16 protein-coding genes and 1 pseudogene are annotated in these 21,972 nt (G+C 52.0%); 8 read left to right on the top strand and 9 right to left on the bottom strand.

Annotated elements, in window-relative coordinates:
- Positions 1 to 65 precede the first annotated feature (65 nt).
- The gene (locus DPO_RS00085) at positions 66 to 1,022 is read left to right on the top strand and encodes a sensor domain-containing diguanylate cyclase (RefSeq protein WP_006963442.1); all 957 of its coding nucleotides are present in this window, start codon (positions 66 to 68) and stop codon (positions 1,020 to 1,022) included.
- A 25-nt stretch (positions 1,023 to 1,047) separates the two neighbouring features.
- On the opposite strand, the gene DPO_RS00080 is transcribed toward DPO_RS00085, so the two are convergent.
- Complete coding sequence (locus DPO_RS00080; RefSeq protein WP_006963441.1) at positions 1,048 to 1,938, bottom strand: DMT family transporter; 891 nt, start codon at positions 1,936 to 1,938, stop codon at positions 1,048 to 1,050.
- A 3-nt stretch (positions 1,939 to 1,941) separates the two neighbouring features.
- Positions 1,942 to 2,880 (bottom strand): MaoC family dehydratase, encoded by a 939-nt coding sequence (locus DPO_RS00075; protein WP_006963440.1) that lies wholly within the window; start codon positions 2,878 to 2,880, stop codon positions 1,942 to 1,944.
- Between the two features lie 266 nt (positions 2,881 to 3,146).
- Between DPO_RS00075 and DPO_RS00070 the strand changes: the two genes are divergently transcribed.
- Entirely contained in the window at positions 3,147 to 6,296 is a 3,150-nt protein-coding gene (locus DPO_RS00070; protein WP_006963439.1) for an NAD-glutamate dehydrogenase domain-containing protein, read from the top strand.
- A gap of 33 nt (positions 6,297 to 6,329) precedes the next feature.
- Complete coding sequence (gdhA, locus tag DPO_RS00065; RefSeq protein ID WP_006963438.1) at positions 6,330 to 7,679, top strand: NADP-specific glutamate dehydrogenase; 1,350 nt, start codon at positions 6,330 to 6,332, stop codon at positions 7,677 to 7,679.
- On the opposite strand, the gene DPO_RS00060 is transcribed toward gdhA, so the two are convergent.
- The 5 genes from DPO_RS00060 to DPO_RS24955 are packed head-to-tail and all read right to left on the bottom strand — an operon-like array spanning position 7,680 to position 12,905.
- Positions 7,680 to 8,087 carry a hypothetical protein gene (locus DPO_RS00060; RefSeq protein ID WP_006963435.1) on the bottom strand — a complete coding sequence of 136 codons (408 nt, stop codon included), beginning with the start codon at positions 8,085 to 8,087 and terminating at the stop codon, positions 7,680 to 7,682.
- A 22-nt stretch (positions 8,088 to 8,109) separates the two neighbouring features.
- Positions 8,110 to 9,753 (bottom strand): hypothetical protein, encoded by a 1,644-nt coding sequence (locus tag DPO_RS00055; RefSeq protein ID WP_006963427.1) that lies wholly within the window; start codon positions 9,751 to 9,753, stop codon positions 8,110 to 8,112.
- Positions 9,754 to 9,781: 28 nt separating this feature from the next.
- The gene (locus DPO_RS00050) at positions 9,782 to 10,243 is read right to left on the bottom strand and encodes a cupin domain-containing protein (protein ID WP_006963426.1); all 462 of its coding nucleotides are present in this window, start codon (positions 10,241 to 10,243) and stop codon (positions 9,782 to 9,784) included.
- A gap of 56 nt (positions 10,244 to 10,299) precedes the next feature.
- Positions 10,300 to 11,268, bottom strand: coding sequence for a thioredoxin family protein (locus tag DPO_RS00045; protein ID WP_006963425.1), 969 nt, complete (start codon positions 11,266 to 11,268; stop codon positions 10,300 to 10,302).
- On the bottom strand, positions 11,265 to 12,905 hold the full coding sequence (locus tag DPO_RS24955; protein ID WP_006963424.1) for a diguanylate cyclase: 1,641 nt from the start codon (positions 12,903 to 12,905) through the stop codon (positions 11,265 to 11,267). The genes DPO_RS00045 and DPO_RS24955 overlap by 4 nt, the downstream gene beginning before the upstream one ends.
- Positions 12,906 to 13,045: 140 nt before the next feature.
- On the opposite strand from DPO_RS24955, the gene DPO_RS00035 reads away from it, so the two are divergent.
- Positions 13,046 to 16,372, top strand: coding sequence for a UvrD-helicase domain-containing protein (locus DPO_RS00035; RefSeq protein ID WP_006963423.1), 3,327 nt, complete (start codon positions 13,046 to 13,048; stop codon positions 16,370 to 16,372).
- A complete protein-coding gene (locus DPO_RS00030; RefSeq protein WP_006963422.1) occupies positions 16,372 to 16,944 on the top strand; it encodes a lytic transglycosylase domain-containing protein in 573 nt (190 codons plus the stop codon). Before DPO_RS00035 ends, DPO_RS00030 begins: the two co-directional genes overlap by 1 nt.
- A gap of 10 nt (positions 16,945 to 16,954) precedes the next feature.
- Here DPO_RS00030 and galU read toward each other — a convergent pair whose 3' ends face one another.
- The gene (galU, locus tag DPO_RS00025; RefSeq protein ID WP_006963420.1) at positions 16,955 to 17,827 is read right to left on the bottom strand and encodes a UTP--glucose-1-phosphate uridylyltransferase GalU; all 873 of its coding nucleotides are present in this window, start codon (positions 17,825 to 17,827) and stop codon (positions 16,955 to 16,957) included.
- Positions 17,828 to 18,056: 229 nt separating this feature from the next.
- Between galU and DPO_RS00020 the strand changes: the two genes are divergently transcribed.
- From DPO_RS00020 to DPO_RS24295, 3 genes and pseudogenes are all read left to right on the top strand, one after another.
- Positions 18,057 to 18,839, top strand: coding sequence for a YkgJ family cysteine cluster protein (locus DPO_RS00020; protein WP_006963419.1), 783 nt, complete (start codon positions 18,057 to 18,059; stop codon positions 18,837 to 18,839).
- A 799-nt stretch (positions 18,840 to 19,638) separates the two neighbouring features.
- Positions 19,639 to 20,500: pseudogene (locus DPO_RS00015) on the top strand (tyrosine-type recombinase/integrase).
- Positions 20,497 to 20,958 carry an IS91 family transposase gene (locus DPO_RS24295; RefSeq protein ID WP_006963415.1) on the top strand — a complete coding sequence of 154 codons (462 nt, stop codon included), beginning with the start codon at positions 20,497 to 20,499 and terminating at the stop codon, positions 20,956 to 20,958. The pseudogene DPO_RS00015 and the gene DPO_RS24295 overlap by 4 nt, the downstream one beginning before the upstream one ends.
- An 8-nt stretch (positions 20,959 to 20,966) precedes the next feature.
- On the opposite strand, the gene DPO_RS25930 is transcribed toward DPO_RS24295, so the two are convergent.
- On the bottom strand, positions 20,967 to 21,972 hold a 1,006-nt coding region (locus DPO_RS25930), incomplete at its 5' end, for an IS1634 family transposase (protein WP_040011370.1).

The following is a 21,972-nucleotide window of genomic DNA, read 5'->3' as shown; positions in this document are numbered from 1 at the left end:
GATGTTCAAAATCAAAACGGGTTTCACAACAAGCTGTTTTGCATCGGAAATAAAGGAGCTTTTAGATGGCGGGTCCCCATACCCATAAACTCACTTTGCTGTCAGGCATGGCCATGCTGTTGCAAAGCTGTTCCCGGGAAACAGAGCTGTATGACGTAATCTACTGGTATCTGCCCAAAATTTTTTCACATGTTTCCGGACGGATCTGTCTGCAGGAAAAAAACAAGCATACGGTGCTCCCGGTATTTGAATGGGGAAAACCGTCGCAAACCGCAGTGGCGCCCAAGCCTTTGAAATGTGAAGTGCTTGGAAAAGGGCTCCCGGTTTCATCCCGGAAGACGTCCCTGGCCTGTTGTGCCTATTGCGTGCCCCTGAAAGATAAAGATGGTGTGATCGGTGCCTTGTGTGTGGGAAATCCGCAGTTTTCCCTTTCTGAACAGTACCGGAAACTGGCTTTGATCACTGCGGAATATCTGTCCCTATCCGTGTCAAATATCCGGCTGAATCATCAATTGTACGAATTGACCATCAGAGATCCTTTGACCGGTCTTTATAACCGCCGGTATATGGATGAGATCCTGGAAAAAGAGTTTCAGCGGGCCCGCCGGGCCGGTACGGCACTGGGAGGGATCATGGTGGATCTGGATCATTTCAAAATATTAAATGACACCTTGGGACACGATGCCGGGGATCAGGTGCTTAAAACCGTTGCCCATACCCTGATCCATGCCACCCGAACCCAGGATGCCGTCTGCCGGTTCGGGGGAGAGGAGTTTTTCATCCTCATGACCGGGGGAACCATCAACGATTACCTGACCCGGGCCGGGGATCTGAATACGCAGATTTCTGCCCTGGATATTCTTTGGCAGGGTGTGTCTGTGGGCCCCATCACGGTATCACTGGGGGTTGCCGGATTCCCTGTCCATGCGAATACACCTGAAATTCTTGTCCATAAAGCGGATCAGGCCCTGTATCGTGCCAAAAAACAGGGCCGGAACCAGGTGGTTTGTGCCCAGCTGTGAGTGAATGGGTCCCAAGCCGTGTCTGTCAGGTGAATATGGTGAGCAGTGCACCGGAAATGGCCATGAAAATAGCCACCCCTTTGTTGACCGTGATTTTTTCCTTGAGAAAAACAGCGGCCAGGATAAAAATGAAAATCGTGGACATCTGGTTGAGAATGGCGGCCCGGGACGCGGTGGTATATTTCATGCCCGCCACCCATAAAACCAAAGCGATGTAATTGCCGCAGATGGATGCAGGCAGCGCCACCAGCCAGGATCTGGACCATTTGAGTTCTGACAGAAAGCGTTTTCTTCCGGGATGGCAGATTACCAGAATCATGAGGGTGACAATGGCGGCGCCCAGTCGCACCAGGGTGGCCCAGAACACATCGGTATGTGTCAGAATTTCTTTGATGATCACAATGCCTAAGGCCAGAAATATCATGGCAAACACCCCGGCAACGATGGCAGGCACCCGGGAGGCGGGAGCCAGTCCCGGGGTCAGCGTCAGGTCTTTTTTCTGGAACGATCCCACCAGAACCGCTGCCAGTACCAGCAGACCGCCTAGAATGCCGCCGGGTCCCAAATGTTCATCCAGAAGTACAAAGGAAAAAAACAGGACACAGGGCAGGTACAGGCACTCCACAATGGCCGCCATTCCGGCGCCCAGCCGGTTCAGGGCCATAAAGAAAAACAGGTCCGCCAGCGTAATGCCCAGAAATCCGGACAAAGATAAAAGCAGCCAGCTGTTTAAGGGCTGTTCCGGGAAAAAAGGGATGCCCAGCAGCAGCATGGTGGCACTGACCAGCAAAAGCCCCACAATACTTTTGTAGATGTTCAAAGAGATGGGGGAAAACGTTTCCCCGCTTTTTTTAAATAAAATCACGGCACCGGCCCAAAAAAAAGCAGACCCTAAGGCGAACAACGATCCCATCATTATTTAGTGTTCCTTTTCAAACCCGGTTACCCGGCCTTTGAGATGAGGTCGAAAGGTTGCGGCATCCCGGAGATCGAAAACAATCCGGTGGGTTTTGTGACCATGCACCACCTGCTTGTACCCCAGTTGCAATGTGGCGGGCATGAATACCGGCAGTTTGAATGCCGCCTCCACAGAAAAAGGGGGAACCAGGGGCATGGTTTTTTCCAGACAGGCCAGGGTCCGGGCCAGGCTCCACATACCGTGGACCATGGCCTGGTTGAATCCAATTAAGCGGGCCGTGACATCGGACAGGTGATGGGGGTTGTAATCCCCGGATACCCGGGCATAGCGGCGGCCCGTACCCGGGGGAACCGCAAGGGTCATTTTTGCCGGCAAAGGCGTATCCTGAACGGTTTTTGACGTGCGTTTCGATCCGGGAATCCGGGTCAGATAAGTGGAAATTCCCTGCCATACCAGATTGTTATCTCGATATACTTGTAAAAGAAACCGGGTTGAGATCCCCTTTGCCGTCCGGGTCATGTCCTGGAGCGTACAGAACAGATCCAGGGAATCGTTTATCAGAACCGGACATCTGGATTCAAATTGCTGGCCCGTCTGAATCAGTCCCATGGGATTGATGGGAAAAAAATCCGAGGTGATATACCGGGCCAGCAACCCGATGAACAGGGTCTGGAGATAACCGGGCGGCACTATGGGGTCTTCGGGAGCATGGACAAATCCGCATACCCGGCGGTATTGCTGTACCCGGATTGGATCCGGTGTCACGTTGGGCAGATACAGCTGCCCTTGGGTCACCCGGCCATGGCCGGGAATTCGGGTTTGTTTGCCCATCGCAGATATCAGCAGTTTAAAAACCATGGCCGGCATCACTGGTAAACGGGTCAGATGAACGGAATGGATCCGTTTTGTTAAAGGAATCAGCTGGGTTTCAGACGTCATGGGTTCAGGTGTCAACATCCATACTTGAAAAAAGGGTTAAGATTCAGTTTGTTAGATACAAATGATCTGATAATGACTTGAACCATGCAAAATAACTTTGTTCCTGTCTGAAGTCAATACCGGAAACACGATGGCGATTCCCGAGGCTGATTTTTCAAAAGTTTCTGGTTTTGTGAAAAAAAACCAATTTGGGTTGACCCTGGGTGAATAAGAGTATACTAGCAAACCGGTAGCAACGGTTTATAATCATCAGACAGGAGATAGAAATGGATATGACAACCGACGGTGGCCAGGGCTCCTCTGCAGGGGCTCACATCATCGAAAAAGCAAAACACGTGAACCTGAATCCCAGCCTGCTGTACGAGGCCGTGATCGATCTGTCGTCGGAAGGTCTGATCACTGCCAACTGTATCAACCTGGCAGCCGGCATCCTTCTCAATGATCTGGGTTTTCCTGCTTATTTTTTTGAAACCATCACCAAGGAATCCTTGAAAAGTATTTTATCTTCCATTGCCAAAGGCATCTATTTCAGTGAAAATAAAGGCGTTCTTCATTCCTGGGTGGCGGATATTGATTTTGATCTGACCCAGGACAGCAACGTGCAGCGGATCCGGATTGCCACCGAAGATACCCGGGATCGCATGGAACGGATTCTGGACAAAATGCTGGCCGGGCACAGAAGAGAATATTATTACAATCCGGAAAAATCATATTATACCTATGTGTACCGGCCGGAAACCGTGATGGATTACCCGGATACCGTGTTTGCACAATCACGTTTTCTGTTCAATCAGAACCGGGATTTCACGGCCATTCCCCGGCTGACCCGGAACCGGTATGAAAAGTTTCTGACACAGGTGGATCAGCATGTCACCCCGTTTGTGGAAGTGTTCAGCCTCTCGGATATCGGTGAAATCCGGTTTATGTTCAATTCCGATTTTGAGCGGCCTCAATTGCCCGTATTGAGAAAACTGTTTGCCGATCACGGACTGACCATTACCCGGGCATACTGGGAGCCGTATTTTACCGAGACCCGGGTGCCCACATCCATCTGCTCCTTGTATGTGGCCGGCGAGCTGTCAAGAAACCAGGAAGCCCCGTTGATCGCTGACCTTCAGGCATTCTTAAGTTTTCGCATCAGCCGGATCACCCAGCTTTACGTGGACGGTGTCCTCAGCTTTAAAGAGATGCTGTTTGCCGGTAATGCCGTGGATTTTGTCCATCTGTTCATTTTCAAGGAGCAAGGCACCCGCACCGACCGGGAGATCATGGAAAGCCTGGCTTCCGTGGATCATCAGGAAGCGTTTTCAGCCCGGATTCACGAGTCCAATAAATTCACCTATGTCTCCAACATGATACTGGATACGGCCATGGATCATCCGGATCTGATCCGGTTTTTGTTTGAATTGTTTGATGCCAGGTTCAATCCGTCCAGTTCCGGGGTGATGACAGAAGAACGTCTGGCCCAGAAAGCCGATGAATTTGATCAGCTGCTGTCCGTGCGGTTCATGGACGATCCGTTGGGGTATGATGTGTTCAAATTTATGTTCAAACTGATATTATGCTGTCTGAAGACCAATTTCTACAAGCCGGAAAAACGCTCGTTTTCCTTCCGCCTCAATAATCAGGTTCTGGATCCCCTGGTGTTCAAACAGTTTGTTTACGGGCTGTTCTTTGTCAATGGCCATTATTCCACAGGCACCCATCTTCGGGCCGATGACATTGCCAGAGGGGGCCTGCGCCTGATCCGGGTCACTCCGGCCAATCATGGCATGGAACTGGACAACGCCGTGCTTCTCAACTATGCCCTGGGTCCCAAGGCCCAGCGCCTCAAACATAAGGATATCTGTGAGAGCGGCTCCAAAGGCGTGGTGGTACCTCATCCCACCTACGCCCATTACAGCATGGATGCGTTGTTTGATTATACCGAAGGCATCATGGATCTGATGCTGGCGGATTCTCAGATTAAAGATTACTACGGCCGGCCGGAGATGGTATTTTTCGGACCGGATGAAGGCACGGCCCCGTTGATGGACGCAGTCGCCTTCAGAGCCAGGGAACGGGGATATGCCTACTGGCGGACCATTACCACGGGCAAGAGCTTCGGCATCCCCCACGACACCTACGGCATGCTCAGGAATCAGGATCTTTTCGGGCTGGTACCCCATGAAAAATCCGGCACGGAACTGCTCATCAACGGCGATTCCGTTGTGACGGCAACGGATATGGATCTGATTTACGAGCAGATCGGTGGACAGGTGGAAACCAGCGGCATGACCACCACTTCAGTGATGGGGGCTTTCAGGACCCTGATCGCCTACAACGATACCCAAGAAGAATCATTGAATCTGATGATGACCGGCGGGCCGGACGGGGATCTGGGCAGCAACGAAATTCAGTGCTATAAAGGAAAGATCTGCCTGCTGGTGGACGGTGGTTCCATTTTGTTTGATCCGGACGGACTGGACAAGGAATCGCTCATGAAAATCGCGTTCATGCGCCATACCCATCCCCGGGCCAATTCCATGGCATACCCGGAAGAAAAACTGGGTCCCAGCGGATTCCGGGTGCCGTTGAAAGGCAAGAACATTACCCTGCCGGACGGCACGTTTGTGGCGGACGGTGCCATGTTCCACCGCAATTTCATCACGGATCCGGCCAACCGGAAATTCATCGAACAGGCCGATATCCAGGCATTCATTCCCTGCGGTGGTTTCAAAGACACCATCAACCAGCGCAATGTGAAAGCATTTACTTCCCTGTTCAAGGAACTGCGGTTCATTGTGGAAGGGGCCAATGTGTTTTTTGATGATTCGGCCCGCCGGTACATTGCCAAGAAAACGGGCATCCTCCAGATCAAGGATTCTTCAGCCAACAAAGGCGGGGTGTTTTCATCGGCCGTGGCGGAAGTGCTGACCGCATTTCTGTTTGAAGACGATTATGAAAAGCGCCTTCTGGAAGATGTCGCCACAAGGTGGGCCCTGATCCGGGATATGCTGACCCTGGTGCGGACCCATGCCAGCAACGAGACGGCCATGCTGCTCAAAATTCATGAGAAAAATCCGGATACCCCGTTGTTTGTGTTGTCGGAACAGACCAGTGAGCAGATTTTTGCATTTCAGAATCAGGTGGCCGATGCCATGGATGCGATTCTGGCGGATGAAGACCTGCTCTGGGAGGTGATGGCCGCTTATATTCCCGGTGTGCTGGTGAAAATTCTGGGCAGAGAAGCCATTCTGGGTATCATGAACGCAGATAAACTGCGGGCTTACCGCAATGCCATTATAACCAAAAAACTGGCTTCCACGGCTTTTTACCGCCACGGCAGTGAGTGGGATGCCTATGTGGCATCCACCCGGAAAGCGTTTGTTCCGGCCATGAAGGCATTGTTTGAACCGGCAGATGAAAAAGTATAGCGTTTAAAAATTCAAGGATACAGGAGAAGTAAAATGACGACAATCATGGACATTATCAGTGGCAGAGATCCCCATGAAACAGAATTTCATCAGGCAGTCACCGAGGTGGTCGGGTCGGTAAAACTGGTGCTGGACAAAAATCCGGAGTACCGTCATGCCCGTATTGTGGAGCGCATGGTGGAACCGGAACGGATCATCCAGTTCCGGGTCCCCTGGGTGGATGACCAGGGCCGGGTCCAGGTGAACCGGGGATTCCGGGTTGAAATGAACTCCGCCATCGGTCCGTATAAAGGCGGCTTAAGGTTTCATCCTTCCGTGAATCTGTCCATTCTCAAATTTCTGGCCTTTGAACAGGTGTTCAAGAATGCCTTGACCACCCTGCCCATGGGCGGGGCCAAAGGCGGGGCGGATTTTGATCCCAAAGGCAAGTCCGACAATGAAGTGATGCGGTTCTGCCAGAGCTTTATGTCGGAACTGTTCCGGCACCTGGGCGCGGACAGGGATGTGCCGGCCGGAGATATCGGGGTCGGGGGCCGGGAGATCGGCTACATGTTCGGTATGTACAAAAAGTTGAAAAACGAGTTCACGGGCATGCTCACGGGCAAAAGCCTGAACTGGGGCGGTAGCCTGATCCGGCCCGAAGCCACGGGATACGGCTCCGTGTATTTTGCCCAGGAAATGCTGACCACCCGGCATCAGACGCTCAAAGACAAGATCTGTCTGGTATCGGGTTCCGGAAACGTGGCCCAGTATACCACGGAAAAAATTATTCAACTGGGCGGCAACGTGGTGACACTGTCGGATTCCACGGGATATATCTATGATGAAAAAGGGATCGATCTCGATAAGCTGGTCTATGTCAAGTATCTCAAAAACTTGAAACGAGGGCGCATCCGGGAATATGCTGAAAAATATCCGGAAGCCGTGTACATGGAATTCGATCCGGCGGCGGATCACAGTCCGTTGTGGAATCACAGGGCGGACTGCGCGTTTCCCTCTGCCACCCAGAACGAAATCAATGAACTCGATGCCCGGAATCTGGTCAACAACGGGGTCCAGGTGGTCTGTGAAGGGGCCAACATGCCCACAACCCTGGAAGGCATTGATATTTTTCTGGACCATAAAATTTTGTTCGCCCCGGGTAAGGCAGCCAATGCCGGCGGTGTGGCGGTTTCCGGCCTGGAAATGGCCCAGAATGCCATGCGCATCAAATGGAACAGCCAGGAAGTGGAAGAACGGCTCAGAAAAATCATGCAGCACATTCACCGGGAATGTCTGGTAGCGTCTGAAGAATACGGCACGCCGGGTAATTATGTGAACGGTGCCAATATCGCCGGATTCGTCAAGGTGGCGGAAGCCATGATGGATCAGGGGGTGGTGTAGTTAAAAATCGGTGAGGTCCGGCTCGATGGCAGCCATTTCATTGGGCCGGACCGGCCGCCATGAAATTGAATAAAACGTCTCGTCCGACAGTTTTCTTTCCGGTTTCAACAGGGCCACCCGCACCGGGTCTCCTAAGTTGATCCACAACACCCTGGCCGGGTCCAGCTGGTATTTCCGGCTGATCTCCCCGGCAAAATAGTGAATATAGTTTTCCAGAGAGGTGTTCATCACGGCCGTTGTCTTGACCGGCTTGAACACCACGGCAACGGGAATCAGGTATTTGACCGGGTCATCTTCGTGCCCCAGCCGGATGATTCTCACCCGGTAACACCCGGGCCACCAGGAAATCGGTTTTTTACCCGTGGCGCTTTTTCCATCCCATTCATAGGTGAAATCATGAAGAATCACGGCGGCCTCCTTGTCTGTTTTTTCAGGTCAGGATGCTGCGGCAGGCTCGGGCCAGGTCTTCCGGATACACCCCTGCGATCCACCGCAGCTGGGCTTCGGAAAAAGTAGGCGGGGCATAAGGCATCCTGGGGATAAAGCTGTAGATCATATGCTGGTCCGGAACAGATGTATCAAACCGTGCGGACAGTTCAATGCCTGTCACCATCTGCGCGCCTAAGGTTTCCAGTAACTGCACCGCTTTTAAAATGGCCCGATCCAGCGCGTCTCTCACCTTGGTATCCGCTGCCAGCACATGGGGAACCCGGGAACGGGTCATGACCTGCAGTTCCCATTCGCTTACCTGGGCCTTGGGAACAAACAAAATGACATGATCATCTTCATGGATGATCAAGGATGATTCTTCCTTAGGGTTTGCGTCCGTGCGGCCGTTGTTTGTCATGGCATCAATATAGGCATCAAAAAAAGGTCTGCCATGAATTTTTTCAAACGCCCAGATAAAGTCGGATACCAGATCTCCGCAGGCAAAGCAGGGCAGGGTTGCACCGGTATTGTCTGTCACCTGTCTGGGAATCAGTGCGTTCTGCTGATGAATCATCTGATGGGACGCATGGAGTCGGTGTCCGGATGCGGCCGACCCGAATCCGAAATTCCATCCCCACAATGCCCCGTTAAACTGCAGCTCTGACCCGCCGCCGTTTTCCAGGGCCATGATGATGGCCTGTCTCAGGGTTTCCAGGTCCGGAACCGACAACATGGCTCGATGTGCCGGCAAAGGCAGGTTCAGCTGCCGGGCCACCCGGCAATAGACCCGCTGGTAGTATAAATGGCGCAACCCCCGGATATCGTTTAGGGTCAGGTCCCGGGCCCGGTATCGAATGGCATCATGGGCCATGTTGGCGGCAAAATGCCCCCAGGGGATATAGGAGTTGCGGCGCAGGTATTCAAACACATGGGTGGGGCCGCGGGTGTATTCCCCGATGATTTCACTGTTTCCCTGGATCCCGGGACGCAGCACCATGGCTGTTTTGTATGCATCCGGCAGATAAGGATTGTTTACCAGCACTTCGAAAAGATCCGGATACCGGATATCGGGTACGGGGGTTTTTTTTGTGTCGGTTTGAAATCCCATGCCCCAAGGCATGTCACTGCCGGGGTCAAACACCAGGGTGCAGGCATGGCCGGCCAGCAGGCACAACTCTTTGGGATCGGTGGATTCCTGTGCCAGGGCAAGCTTTAACGGGTGGGGAAGTGCGGTCAAAAACCCTGTTTTTTCTTTATCGGTCATGGCCGGCTGAAACGATGTCAGGCTGTCAAAAAATGAACACGGGGAAGGGGGGGGGATGCGTATTTTTTCAGGATGCCCGACTTTGGGGTCGGCCCAGGCGGAGTTGATGAATGTGGTGCCTCTGAACGGCAGAGGGTTGGGGATTTCATAGATGATATCTGCGCCCGGCTCTTGAATGTCGGTTCCAGGAAAATTGGCGTGATTCCAGACCGGGGTGCCGTCCGGCAGGTGACCGAGCCGGGAGATGAACTCGTTTTCCCGCAGATTGACCACCTCAAACGCCGGCTGGTGTCTGCCCACCCGGAATCGGCCGTCTGGTGAGACACAGGTGCGCAGAAAAGGGGGGGCCTCGGAAAAACTGGGCGTATCATGGGATGCCATTTTTTTACAAACTCCTCAACTGTTCAACCTACAGGAATGGGTCCAGTCCGGTGTGAAGGGATTTCAATTTTGCCAGATCCGTCGGGTGATCCGTCAGAAAGCTGAAATCCGTGAAGTCGAATCCCGGTGCCACGGTACAGCCGGCCAGTGTGTAGGTCCCGGTGCTGGCGGCGGCCTGCCAGGTGCCTGCCGGAACCACCGTGGTAAAATCCGGGCAGCCTGAACCGATCCGGGTTTCTTTCACCCGGTTTCCGTCAAATTCAATGAGACGTAACGGATCTCCCTGGTAAATATGCCAGATTTCATCATGGATCACCCGGTGAAACCGGCTCACCTGGCCCTGGGGAAGCAGAAAATAGATATGGGTGGCAGCGGCCCGGTCGCCGGATGCGGTTTTAGACCACATCTGCTGGCCGGACCGGTAGATTTCCCGGAAGAACCCGCCTTCCGGGTGGGGGGCCAGATTGAATTGTTTAATCAGATGTTTCATGACCCGGTGATACCCCAAACACAGATATCTGTCAACCGCAAGGCGGAAACTGACGATTACACGCGGTCTTGAATGGCGGCCAAAGCGTCTTTGGCCGCATCCATCAGATCCGGGTGTGTCAGATCGGGCATGATGTGTTCAATCCAGGCCCGGGTGGTCTGGTCGCCCGCCTCTCCGAGTGCATACAGAATATCCCCCTGAACCGAGACGGTTTGATCCTCAAAGGCCTGAACAAGGACCGGGCACAACCGGGCTGCCAGGGGCGGGGCTTCTTCGGCCAGGCTTTCCACCACCACCATGGCGCCCAGCCGTACGGACCATTCCGGGTGCAGCAGCAGGTCCATGAATCCTTTGAAAAGCGTGTCCGCCTGAATCATCTGGCGGCAAATCCAGTCGGCATCCCCTTGTTCCAGGATCTGTCTGAAGGTCGCGGCACTGAGCCGGGAAGGATCCCGCTCAATGGCCTGGGTCAGGATTTCTTTTAAATCCGCATGCCCGGTCCATCTGAAATCCTGATCCAGAATCAGGCAGGGCACGGACATTACCTGATGTTCCCGGGCTGTTTCCGGAAACAGGCTGCCGTCGATAATTTCAAGAAAAACATTTGTTGAATGAATGGCTAAAGGGATCAGAGATCTGACCATATCCGGACAATGGGGACATGGCACGGCGATGAACAGGGTCAGATGACAGGAATGGGAAACCTGTGCCAGCTGCGCCTGGACATTGTCCGGTAATGTCGGGGGATGGGCCTGATAAGACAAAGCTTCCAGAAACGGGGCCAGTTCTTTTTCCAGGGGCAGCGCACTGAAACAAATGTTGTCGGCAATAAAAAAACCAGGGATCCGGCAGGGCCGGTCAGATGGCAATATGCGGACACACGGGGCAATCCGGGTCAGTTCGGATGCAAACGCATCAAATGCCGGCTGCTCCGGGTGAGAGCTATCTGACAGATACAGGGTATGGGGCTGCTGGGCCTGGGATGCGGCCCAGTCCGTTATTTTTCGGATTTCTGACGGGGTCATGACTGAATCTGGTTGCCTCCCTGTTTGACCGCGCGATCCAGGGCATGGATGGCCTGGTGAACCAGCGCAGGCAAGGTCAAATCCTTGTCATCCGGGGCCGTGCCTCCTTTGAAACTGGCCGTACCGATGCTGACGGTCAGTTGAAGCAATCGGGTACCGATCTGCATTTGATGTTCAAAAATATGCAGCCGGATCCGTTCCGCCAGAATCCGGGCCCGGTCCGAATCGGTGTTGGGAAGCACAATGGCAAAATCTTCTGCGGCAAACCGGCACACCACGTCTTCGTCTCTGACCATGGCTTTGATCCTGGCCGCACAGACGGTCAGAATGTCGTCTCCGGTCTTGTGTCCAAAGGTGTCGTTGAATGCTTTGAACGGGTCGATTTTGGCCAGCATGATGGAAAGGGGCAGATGATATCGCCGGGCTTTGGCCATTTCCATGGTCAGGGTCTGATTGAATCCGCTGCGGTTCAACAGCTGGGTCAACTGGTCTCTTCGGGAAATCAGTTCGATGCGGTTCATGGCGTTTTGGACGCGATGGGTCATTTTCGCCTGTTCCAGGGAACGCTGAACCGTATCCGCCAGATCAACGGCCGATGTCTGTTCCAGAATCAGAAATGCCTGGGCCCCCGATGCAATGGCTGCGGCCCCGGCATCCGTGTGGTTGCCGTCCACGGTGAAGATGAGTGGTGCCCGGGTTTTCAGACGGACCAGTTTTTCCAGAAGATGAAGTCCGGACCCGTCTTTTAACCTGTGGTGGATCAAAATAAGATCCGGCCGGACATCCGCCGCCACGGCCATGGCCTGATCCGTGGATTCCGCCTGAAACAGGTCGGCTTTGATCCGATGGTTCAGATGGTGGTGAACAATCATGTATTCATCGGAAAAAGGGGTGGCAAAAAGAATCCGGCCGGGCCGGATCTGGCCGTTCCGATCCGTGAAAAGGTCGGGTTGCGCGGTTTCCCGGTTCCGGAATCGCCGCAGGTTCTGGATGGTCCGGGACATCTGTTTCCCGGCGGTTCGAATCTGGGTGACGCTCGGGTGCAGCCGCTGGGGAAGATCCGGGGCCTGGCGCAGAGAAAAGGTGGCCGCCTGGATCCGGGAGACAAAGGGGTGGACCTGATTGATGAATGTGGACAACGATACCAGCAGCTCTTTTTTGGCGCTGATCTGGGACAACATCGCCTGGTGCTGTTCCATGAACCGGTCATAGACTTTTTCCAGTTCCTGGATACTTTGTTCCATGGCAATGCGATGCCGGAAAAAGGCGGAAAAAAACAACAGCTTGGCCCGGATCAGGGTGGAATCTAAAGGTCGGGTCACATGGTCGATGAGCAAAGGAGGGACCTGGTCGTACAGGTCCAGTCGTTCATGATCATCCGTGATCAAAAGGACAGGCGGCATCCTTGTCTGGGGCAGTCCGGCCAGACCGGCGGTCACGGACGGCGCATCCAGATCCGGCAGGGACGGATCCATGACAATGAATGCCAGGGACCGGGCACCGATATGGGCCAGGGCATCTTCTGTGGTTTCCGCCTGGATGAAAAACAGTTCCGGCAGGTCATCCAGGACGTCATGGACAACCTGGGCCGTGTCTGGGGATGCAAGGATCAATACATGGTGGGTTGTGGCGGTCATGGGCATTCCTTTGCTGGGGTCAAGGTGAAATCGGGTCAAGCGCGTTTACGCTTTTATCCGAAACCGGGTTTCCAATTTCCTTGAAATCATGTAAATAACATAAAAACCAGACACCAAACAGATCATTCAGGCGGCAGACCATGGCTTTTTTTTCAGACCTTCACATTCATTCAAAGTATTCCCGGGCCACGGCCCGGAACCTGGATTTGGAAAACATCTACCACGCGGCCCAGGTGAAAGGCATTACCGTTGTGGGAACCGGGGATTTTACCCACCCGGCCTGGGTAAAAGAGATCGAATCCAGTCTGGAACCGGCGGAGCCCGGTCTGTTTGTATTGAAAAAACCGCTGGCGGACAAAATCGATGCCCAATTGCCGGGTTCCTGCCGGAATCCCGTGCGTTTCATGCTCCAGGTGGAGATTTCCAATATCTATAAAAAAGCCGGCCGGGTCCGCAAAAATCATAATATCATCTATTTTCCGGATTTGGCCAGTGTAAAAAAATTTAATGCCCGGCTGGATGCCATCGGCAATATCTCTTCGGACGGCCGTCCCATTCTGGGACTGGATGCCAGAGATCTGCTGGAAATCATGCTGGAAGTCAATGACCAGGGATTTCTGGTACCGGCCCATATCTGGACCCCGTGGTTTTCCATGTTTGGTTCCAAATCCGGATTTGATCACATTGACGAGTGTTTCGAAGATCTGGCCCCCCATATTTTTGCCGTGGAAACCGGTTTGTCTTCGGATCCGCCCATGAACTGGCGGGTGGCGGATCTGGACCATGTCCGGCTCATGTCCAATTCCGATGCCCATTCGCCCGGGTATCTGGGCCGCAATGCCAGTGTGTTCAACACAAAGCTGGATTATTTTGCCATGAAAAAATCCCTGGAAACCCTGGATCTGGAAGGATATCAAGGGACCCTGGATATGTATCCGGACCAGGGGAAATACCATTTTGACGGTCACCGGAAATGCCGTGTGTGTCTGGATCCGGATGAGACCGCCCGGGTGGACGGCATCTGTCCGGTTTGCGGCCGCCCGCTGACCCTGGGGGTGCTTCACCGGGTCCGGGAACTGGCAGAACGGCCTGTGGGGTTTGTCCCGGAAAACCGGCATGGATATACCAGTATCATCCCGCTGGCAGACATGCTGTCCGATATTTTTCAGGTGGGGCCCAAAACCAAGAAAGTCACCCGATATTTTGACAAGGCCATCCAGGCCCTGGGACCGGAACTGGACATCCTGACCCAATATTCCTATGACCGGATCCAAACGGCCGGAGTGCCGCTGCTGGCCGAAGCCGTGAAGCGGATGCGGACGGGGCGGATTCACGTGTCTCCGGGACATGACGGAGAATACGGCAAGGTCCAGGTGTTTACACCGGATGAACTGGCACGGTTCAAAGGGGATCGGCCGTTGAAAATGACCCTGGGGGGTACCCCCATTGAAAAGGCCGGGATCCCTGAACAAGCCGTTGCTCCGCAGGGCAGTCCGGCTGAGTCGACATTGCCAGAACAAAGTCGCGCGACAGCGGTTTCATCATCCAGGCCGGTACTGTCTTCACCCAACGTCGCACAAGATCCGGAACCGGGAATTCTGACGGGATTGAATGAATCCCAGCACCGGGCCGTGACATCTGCGGCATCCGCCATTTTGATCACTGCCGGCCCGGGCACGGGAAAGACCCGGACCCTCACGGCCCGGATCGCGTATCTGCTCACGGAAAACCAGGTATCACCCGACCGGATCCTGGCATTGACGTTTACCAACAAAGCGGCAAAAGAGATCCAGGAACGGATTCAAACCGTGGGGCCCCAAGGCGGATCCTGTGTGACGGCGGCCACATTCCACGGGTTCTGTCTGTCCATGCTCATGGCCCATGATGATCTCACGGACCGGCTTTTGGAAGAAGATACCCGAAAAGAACTGTTGAAAGCCGCCCTGGTACAGGTCACGAAGAAAACAACCGGGCAGTCCCGGCTGGCCGATGACATGGATTTGCAGATCAGTTTGTGCAAACAGCGGCTGCTGGGGCCTGAGGATGATCTGTCTGACGCCGGGCCGGACCCGGTATTGCTCAAACAGGTGTATGCGGCGTATCAGCAGAAAATGCAGGATCACGGGGGCATGGATTTCGAAGATCTCATTGTTCGGTTTTATCAGCTGCTTATCCGGTCTGAACCGGTCCGCACCCTGGTTCAGGAACGGTTCGCCCATATTTTTGTGGATGAATACCAGGATTTGAACTTTGGGCAGTATGAACTGGTCAAACTGCTGGCACAGCACAGCCGTGTGTTTGTCATCGGTGATCCGGATCAGTCCATTTACGGCTTCAGGGGATCGGACCATCGGTTTTTCCATCGGTTTGCCAGCGACTATCCCGGGTGTGAACAGATTGTCCTCACCCGGAACTACCGGTCCACCCAGACGATTTTAGACGCATCCTTTCAACTGATGTCAAAATCCCGGCCTGATCCGGGTACCCAGAAAATTTATTCCCAGGTGAACGGGTCCCGGAAACTGATCATCAAGGAGACGGCCACAGAAACCGCTGAAGCCGTGGCTGTGGGGAAAATGATTGAAAACATGATGGGCGGGATGTCTCTGGATGCCATCAACGCCCGGAAAAATGAAGACGGTGAAGATACGTCGTATGGATTTTCCGATTTTGCCGTGCTGTACCGCACCCGGCGCCAGGGCGATGTCTTTGCCAACGTATTTCAAAAACATGGGATTCCGTTTCAGTCTGCCGACCGTAAAGCCGGTTTTGACCGCCCACAGATCCAGCTGCTGCTGAGCTTTTTCCGGCTGATGACCCGGCGGGCAAGCGCCCGGGATGTCCAGGGCCTGTCCACGCATTTCCAGTCCCAGGTCCCCTCGGAAACCAGACAGATCCGGCCGGAAAGAATTCTGGGACCGGTGTGGGATCCGGTCCGGGACAAACCCGGTCATGAACAGCTGGCCGTGATGGCCCGGTTTCTGAAAATAGAAAAAACCATCTCCAGGGATCCGCTGGCCGCCGCAGCCTATGACCGGATCCAGGCACTGGCCCGGGTTTATGATGATCCGGATGAATTCATGAACCGGCTGGCCCTGGACCAGGATTCAGACCTGCTGGCCAACGGGGTGGAAAAAGTGTCTCTTCTGACCATGCATGCAGCCAAGGGACTGGAGTTTCCCGTGGTGTTCGTGGCCGGGTGTGAACAGGGCGTGATTCCGTTTGCCCGGACCGGGGGGGCCTGTGACAATCCGGCGGAAGAACGCCGGCTGTTCTATGTGGCCATGACCCGGGCCAAAGACCTGCTCTGCCTGACCCATGCCCGGAAAAGACAGATGTTCGGAGTTCGCCGGAAAATGCAGCCCTCGATTTTTCTCACAGACATTGAGGCCCGTTTGACCCGTCAGGAAACTTTGGGCCGGGCCGTGCCGGACAAAAAACAACCGGTTCAGCTGGAGCTGTTCTGATGACCCGGCTCATATTTTTTTTCTGGGCCGCCCTCTGGCTGATGCTTCCCGGACCCGTACACAGTGATATCTATCGATATGTGGACAAGGACGGGGTCGTGCATTTTACCAACACCCCGACTTCACCGGAATATGTGCTTTACATGCGGGAACATAAAAAAAATGATCTCCGTTTGACAGATCCGGACCGCTATGATGATCTGATCCGCCATGCCGCAGACCAGCACGGGGTGCCTTTTTCCCTGATCAAAGCCGTGATCCGGGTGGAATCCGCATTCAAACCAACGGCCGTCTCCCCCAAAGGGGCCAAAGGACTGATGCAGATCATGCCGGTAAATTTTTCGTCTCTGTCTGTGACGGATCCCTTTGATCCGTCCCAGAATATCATGGCCGGCACCCGGTATTTAAAACAGATGCTGGCGCGGTATCAGCAGCAGATTCCCCTGGCCCTGGCCGCTTACAATGCCGGACCCGATGCCGTGGACAGATACAGGCAGATCCCCCCGTTCAAAGAGACCCGGGAATATGTGCGCAAGGTGATGGCGTTGTACAACCGGTATAACCAGGCATAAACAACGATTGTCAGCAACCGATCCGGATCGATTTGATGAATTCCACCAGCCGGTCTTTCATGTCGGGCCGTTCCAGGGCAAAGGCCAGGTTGGCCATCTGAAACCCCACCTTGTCCCCGCAGTCAAACCGGTTTCCATGAAATTTATATCCGAAAATGGGCTGTTCCTGGAGCAGGGTTTTCATGGCATCCGTGAGCTGAATCTCGTCTCCGGCCCCTTTGTTTTTTTTCCCCAGCAGCTCAAAAATTTTGGGCATCAGAATATACCGGCCGATAATGGCCAGATTGGACGGGGCCTGATCCGGTGCCGGTTTTTCCACCATGTCATTGACCCGGAAAATATCTTGTTCCACCTCCGTGGCATCCAGTATCCCGTATTTGTCCGTCTGGTCCCGGGGCACTTCCATGATCGCTGCCATGGAGGCCCTCAACCGGTCGAATTTTTTGATCATTTCCGACAGCACGGGTTTGTCCGTCTGGATCAGGTCATCGGCCAGCAGCACGGCAAAGGGCTCATCCCCCACAATATCCCTGGCACACCAGATGGCATGTCCCAGCCCTAAGGGCTCGTGCTGACGGGTGTATATGATGGTGCCCGTCGGCGGCACCAGTTCCCGGATCTGCTTGAGCAGGTCTGTTTTTTTCTTTTGTTCCAGAGCGATTTCGATTTCAAATGAACGGTCAAAATGATCTTCCAGGGCTTTCTTCCCCCGGCCCGTCACAAAGATAATCTGTTCGATGCCTGCCTGGAACGCTTCTTCCACGGCATACTGGATCAAGGGTTTGTCCACCACGGGAAGCATTTCTTTGGCCATGGCCTTGGTGGCCGGTATGAACCGGGTGCCCAGTCCCGCTACCGGGAAAACCGCTTTTTTTATTTTCATGGTGACGACTCCTTCATGTGTCTGCTGATTGTGATCAATGTGCGCCGGTCTGCTGTTTTGTCATAATTGGGTTTTGGGGCCGTGTCAAATTTATTTTTTGATTTTTTCTTTGATTCATGGGACAGATCCCACGGGTCTGGGAGGGTATCCGCTTGACATTATTATGGTTTTTTTTTAGTATCCAGTGCTTTGCGCATATTGTGACCCTTCAATCAAAAGGATGAAATAGATGAATAATCAGAAAACTTCGGAAATCCCTCCCCAGCAGATGAGTCTCAACACCCGGTTTAAATTCCGATGTCATAAAGGTGTCAAATGTTTTACCGACTGCTGCCGGGGCATCGATATCATGCTCACCCCCTATGATATTCTGACCATGCGCCGGAAACTGGATTTGACTTCCGAGGAATTTTTAGCCGTATTTACCGAACCCCGGATTCTGGAAAAAGCGGACATGCCCGTGGTGACCCTCAAACTGCTGGATGACGAGCGCAACTCCTGTCCGTTTGTGGAAGACAAAGACGGGTGCGTGATTTATGAGGATCGTCCCACCACCTGCCGGTACTATCCCATCGGGGTGGGGGCTTTAAGTTATTCCGGGGAACAGGGGGATAAGGATGAGTTCTTTTTTACGGTCAAAGAAGCCCATTGTCTGGGATTTGAAGAGGACAAGGAGTGGACTGTGGCCGAGTGGCGCCAGGACCAGGGCATTGATTTGCGGGACGCGGTGAACGAAGGGTGGATGGATCTCATGGTCCGGAAAAAATCGCTGCCTGCCAGCATGAAACTGTCTGAAGAAAGCAAAAAAATATTTTTCATGGTCTGTTACAATATCGATAAATTCAGGGATTTTGTATTTAATTCATCATTTTTGAAACGGTATGACATCCCTGAAGACCGGGTGGCTGACATCCGGGAAGATGATGTAAAATTGCTGCAGTTCGGTTTTGAATGGCTCAAAGCCACGTTGTTTTATGCAGGCCAGGAAAATTTTCAGGCAAAGAAAAGCTGAATTTTTTTGCCGGGGCATCAGACCCCCCGGCACTCGTCGCTGACGTCAACTGTGAGCGGGGATGAAATCCTGGGCCTGGTCCCTTCCATGAACACGAAGGTCTGAAATCAGCTTTGGCATCCCCCAGGACAGGATTGCACAAAGATAGAGAGTCGATCCAAAACAATTCATTATCATTTAGGAGATTTGGCAGCATTGCCAAAACTCCTAAATGCCGATTTGCCCCTGGCATATAGTGTTACAAACCAGCGGATCTGCCACTTCAATAAACTGAGAATATGCCTCTTCCCCGGGCCCACCACAGCATCGACACGGAGGTGGAAACAATTTCCCTCATCTGCCGGTCCCAGCTGCACTGGGAATCATAGTCTATCACAATCCTTGACCCGACCACAGGACAGAACCTGGTGTATCACACCACCCGGGTATGCACCATCCTGTGGTTTGCCTGGGTCCGGAAAAGGAGTGTTGCAACAAACTTAAGGACGGAAAATTTATAATTGTGTTCTTGCAGACTTCATGATATCGAAACGATGGTTGAGGTTTTATGGAGTTAAGACTAGTTGCAAAATTCGAAACAGTTAGCCATGCCAAATAGTGAGTACTGGAAAATCAAATCATGGGTCCAAAATTTTATCTTCAAACCCCAAAATTATACCATGAACTGAACCGCTTCGCGGAAGTTGCACTCCCCAACAGCTAAAATTCAATCAACATTTTCCATTTTATCCAAATAGATTTACAATAACTCCTGCGGCATTCTGCCGAGTTTATTAATTTCTATCAAGGAGGTTTCAAAATGGCTAAAAGTCTTAGAACTCAATTTATGAATCATATGATTCTTCATCGTTTTTCACATTACACCATAAAAAATTATATGTCTGCTGTTGAAAAACTTGCAAAATATCATAACAAATCTCCAGACAAACTTACTAATGGGGATATTCAAAATTACTTGCTCTATCTCATTGGAGAGCGCAAATTAACAGGGGGTACCTGCAATGTTCATATGTCTGGAATTTTATGTTTTTATAAAAATATTCTTCAATGGGATGAGACTGATTTTAAACTCCCCCCATCTCCAAGAATCAAAAAACTTCCCAATATATTAAGTGTAGAAGAAGTAAAAAGACTGTTTGAATGTGCGGCTAATCTCAAACACAGAGTTTTGCTCAAAACTGTATACAGCGCCGGTCTCAGGATTAGCGAAGCTGTTAAACTAAAGCCCATACATATTGAAAGCGATCCTTCAAGAATGATGATCAGAATAGAACAGGGCAAAGGCAAAAAAGATCGTTATACTGTTTTATCAAAGTATCTGCTTGATGAACTCAGGCTATATTGGCAAGAATATAAACCCGGCAAATGGATTTTTCCAGGTCAAAATAAGGAAAACCATATCGGTTTTTCAGGTGCCAGAGAAGCTTTTCTTATTGCAAAAAAAAGCCGGTATAGAACGAGGCCGAGGGATGCATACCCTTCGGCATAGCTTTGCAACACATCTTCTTTCACAGGGAACAGATCTTTTTACCCTCAAACAACTTCTTGGGCATTCCTCCATAAAAACCACTATCATTTATCTTCATTTGGTAAAGCAAAGGATCACAGAATTTAAAAGCCCTCTTGATGCCATGTATGAGGATCAGGAGGGGCAAAAATGAAAAAATCATTTGAAGTTGCAGATGTTTTTCGTCTTTATGGCAAGGATTATCAAAAACAAAATATCCTTTCTTATCAAAAGCTTAAAGTTATGAATCATATCTCTGTTTGTCGAACAGCACAGTTAGGCGGACATTTCGAACAATGTGACCAGTGCGGCTTTGAACGAATATCCTATAATTCTTGTAGAGACAGGCATTGCCCAAAATGCCAGACTATGGTCAAGGAAAAATGGCTCAATGAACGGAAGGCAGATCTGCTGCCCTGCAATTATTTTCATATGGTCTTCACCGTTCCTCATGAACTGAACGCCATTATATTGATCAATCCCAAAATCATGCTGAACAACCTGTTTGCGGCTGTGAGCCAAACATTGCAAACATTTGCCCGTGATCCGCAATGGAAAATCCATGGTCAACTCGGGTTCATCTGCGTCCTTCATACCCTGAAAGTCGGCTAAAGCGTACACTATTCGGTAACCACTCCCAAGTACTTCAAGAACAGTCTGTCTCTGGCCACTGATTCGGTGGACCATCGATAGCTGCCCATGGCAGTCTGTACCTTTGTGGTTTCAATGCAATCGAACCAATCCAGGATTTGAGCGAGAGAGCGTTGTGCAAGCCAGTTTCCCAATTTTTTTTCGAGCTTGATAAGTGATTTGGTTTTTCCGGATTCATTTTTCCCGAACTTGGCCTGTACTTCCTTTATTTTTTTCATCAGGAAACAATGATAGCCCAGCGAGATAAATTGTGTGAATTGTCTTCCGCGCAGATTGTCCGGGTACCATGTGCGCGGTCGCGCACCGTCGAGTCTCCCTTTTTGCACGGCAAAGAGTTCTTCAATTTTTTCTCGCAACCGATAGTTTTCAAGTGCTGTAAATGTGTCCATAGTCTGATTGCTGACCAGAGCGAAATAACCGAAGTACCTCTTTGCTTCGGTAATGGCTTTATCATTGAAGCCCACCTTAAGCTGCCCCCCACGCCCCTTTTTGGAACAGGTCAGGTACTTGTCTATTTTCTTTTGCGCAGATGGCGTGAACTCGGTTTCTCCTCCTTGTATTTGCGCCTTCAGTTCAAGCAGATCCTTACGGAAGGCGAGTTCTTTCTTGGCTTCGTTGTCCGGAGAATAGTAAACATGCACATACAGGCGGCGCGAGAACGTTTCTTTCTCACCTGCAACTTTCCTGTTGCGTGATCGCTGGCGTGTCCGGCTAAACTGGTGCATTCTGAGCGAAGTTGCTCCGCAGATTGACGGGTCGAAAGGACAAGTGCTGGCCATACCCGCTATTGTTGCACGGAGCGTATCAATTGTCTCGCGGACCCATATAATATTCGGATCAACCAGCGTCAGAAATTTCACATTGCGCAAAGCGAATTCCATCATGTTTTTCTGGCTGTAGTAGCCGTTATCGGTGACGATCAGAGGTTTTTCCAGATTGAGACACTTGAGTTGTGTCAAAGTGTTTTCAATGGAG

This window comes from Desulfotignum phosphitoxidans DSM 13687, assembly GCF_000350545.1.
Taxonomy (GTDB): Bacteria; Desulfobacterota; Desulfobacteria; order Desulfobacterales; family Desulfobacteraceae; genus Desulfotignum; species Desulfotignum phosphitoxidans.
This window is presented reverse-complemented; position numbering and strand designations above follow the sequence as displayed.

What these genes read in the sequence shown, in the direction of transcription:
- DPO_RS00085 (WP_006963442.1), top strand. Translation starts at nt 66, where the DNA reads ATGGCGGGTCCCCATACCCATAAACTCACTTTGCTGTCAGGCATGGCC.
- DPO_RS00080 (WP_006963441.1), bottom strand. Translation starts at nt 1,938, where the DNA reads ATGATGGGATCGTTGTTCGCCTTAGGGTCTGCTTTTTTTTGGGCCGGT.
- DPO_RS00075 (WP_006963440.1), bottom strand. Translation starts at nt 2,880, where the DNA reads ATGACGTCTGAAACCCAGCTGATTCCTTTAACAAAACGGATCCATTCC.
- DPO_RS00070 (WP_006963439.1), top strand. Translation starts at nt 3,147, where the DNA reads ATGGATATGACAACCGACGGTGGCCAGGGCTCCTCTGCAGGGGCTCAC.
- gdhA (WP_006963438.1), top strand. Translation starts at nt 6,330, where the DNA reads ATGACGACAATCATGGACATTATCAGTGGCAGAGATCCCCATGAAACA.
- DPO_RS00055 (WP_006963427.1), bottom strand. Translation starts at nt 9,753, where the DNA reads ATGGCATCCCATGATACGCCCAGTTTTTCCGAGGCCCCCCCTTTTCTG.
- DPO_RS00050 (WP_006963426.1), bottom strand. Translation starts at nt 10,243, where the DNA reads ATGAAACATCTGATTAAACAATTCAATCTGGCCCCCCACCCGGAAGGC.
- DPO_RS00045 (WP_006963425.1), bottom strand. Translation starts at nt 11,268, where the DNA reads ATGACCCCGTCAGAAATCCGAAAAATAACGGACTGGGCCGCATCCCAG.
- DPO_RS24955 (WP_006963424.1), bottom strand. Translation starts at nt 12,905, where the DNA reads ATGACCGCCACAACCCACCATGTATTGATCCTTGCATCCCCAGACACG.
- DPO_RS00035 (WP_006963423.1), top strand. Translation starts at nt 13,046, where the DNA reads ATGGCTTTTTTTTCAGACCTTCACATTCATTCAAAGTATTCCCGGGCC.
- DPO_RS00030 (WP_006963422.1), top strand. Translation starts at nt 16,372, where the DNA reads ATGACCCGGCTCATATTTTTTTTCTGGGCCGCCCTCTGGCTGATGCTT.
- galU (WP_006963420.1), bottom strand. Translation starts at nt 17,827, where the DNA reads ATGAAAATAAAAAAAGCGGTTTTCCCGGTAGCGGGACTGGGCACCCGG.
- DPO_RS00020 (WP_006963419.1), top strand. Translation starts at nt 18,057, where the DNA reads ATGAATAATCAGAAAACTTCGGAAATCCCTCCCCAGCAGATGAGTCTC.
- DPO_RS24295 (WP_006963415.1), top strand. Translation starts at nt 20,497, where the DNA reads ATGAAAAAATCATTTGAAGTTGCAGATGTTTTTCGTCTTTATGGCAAG.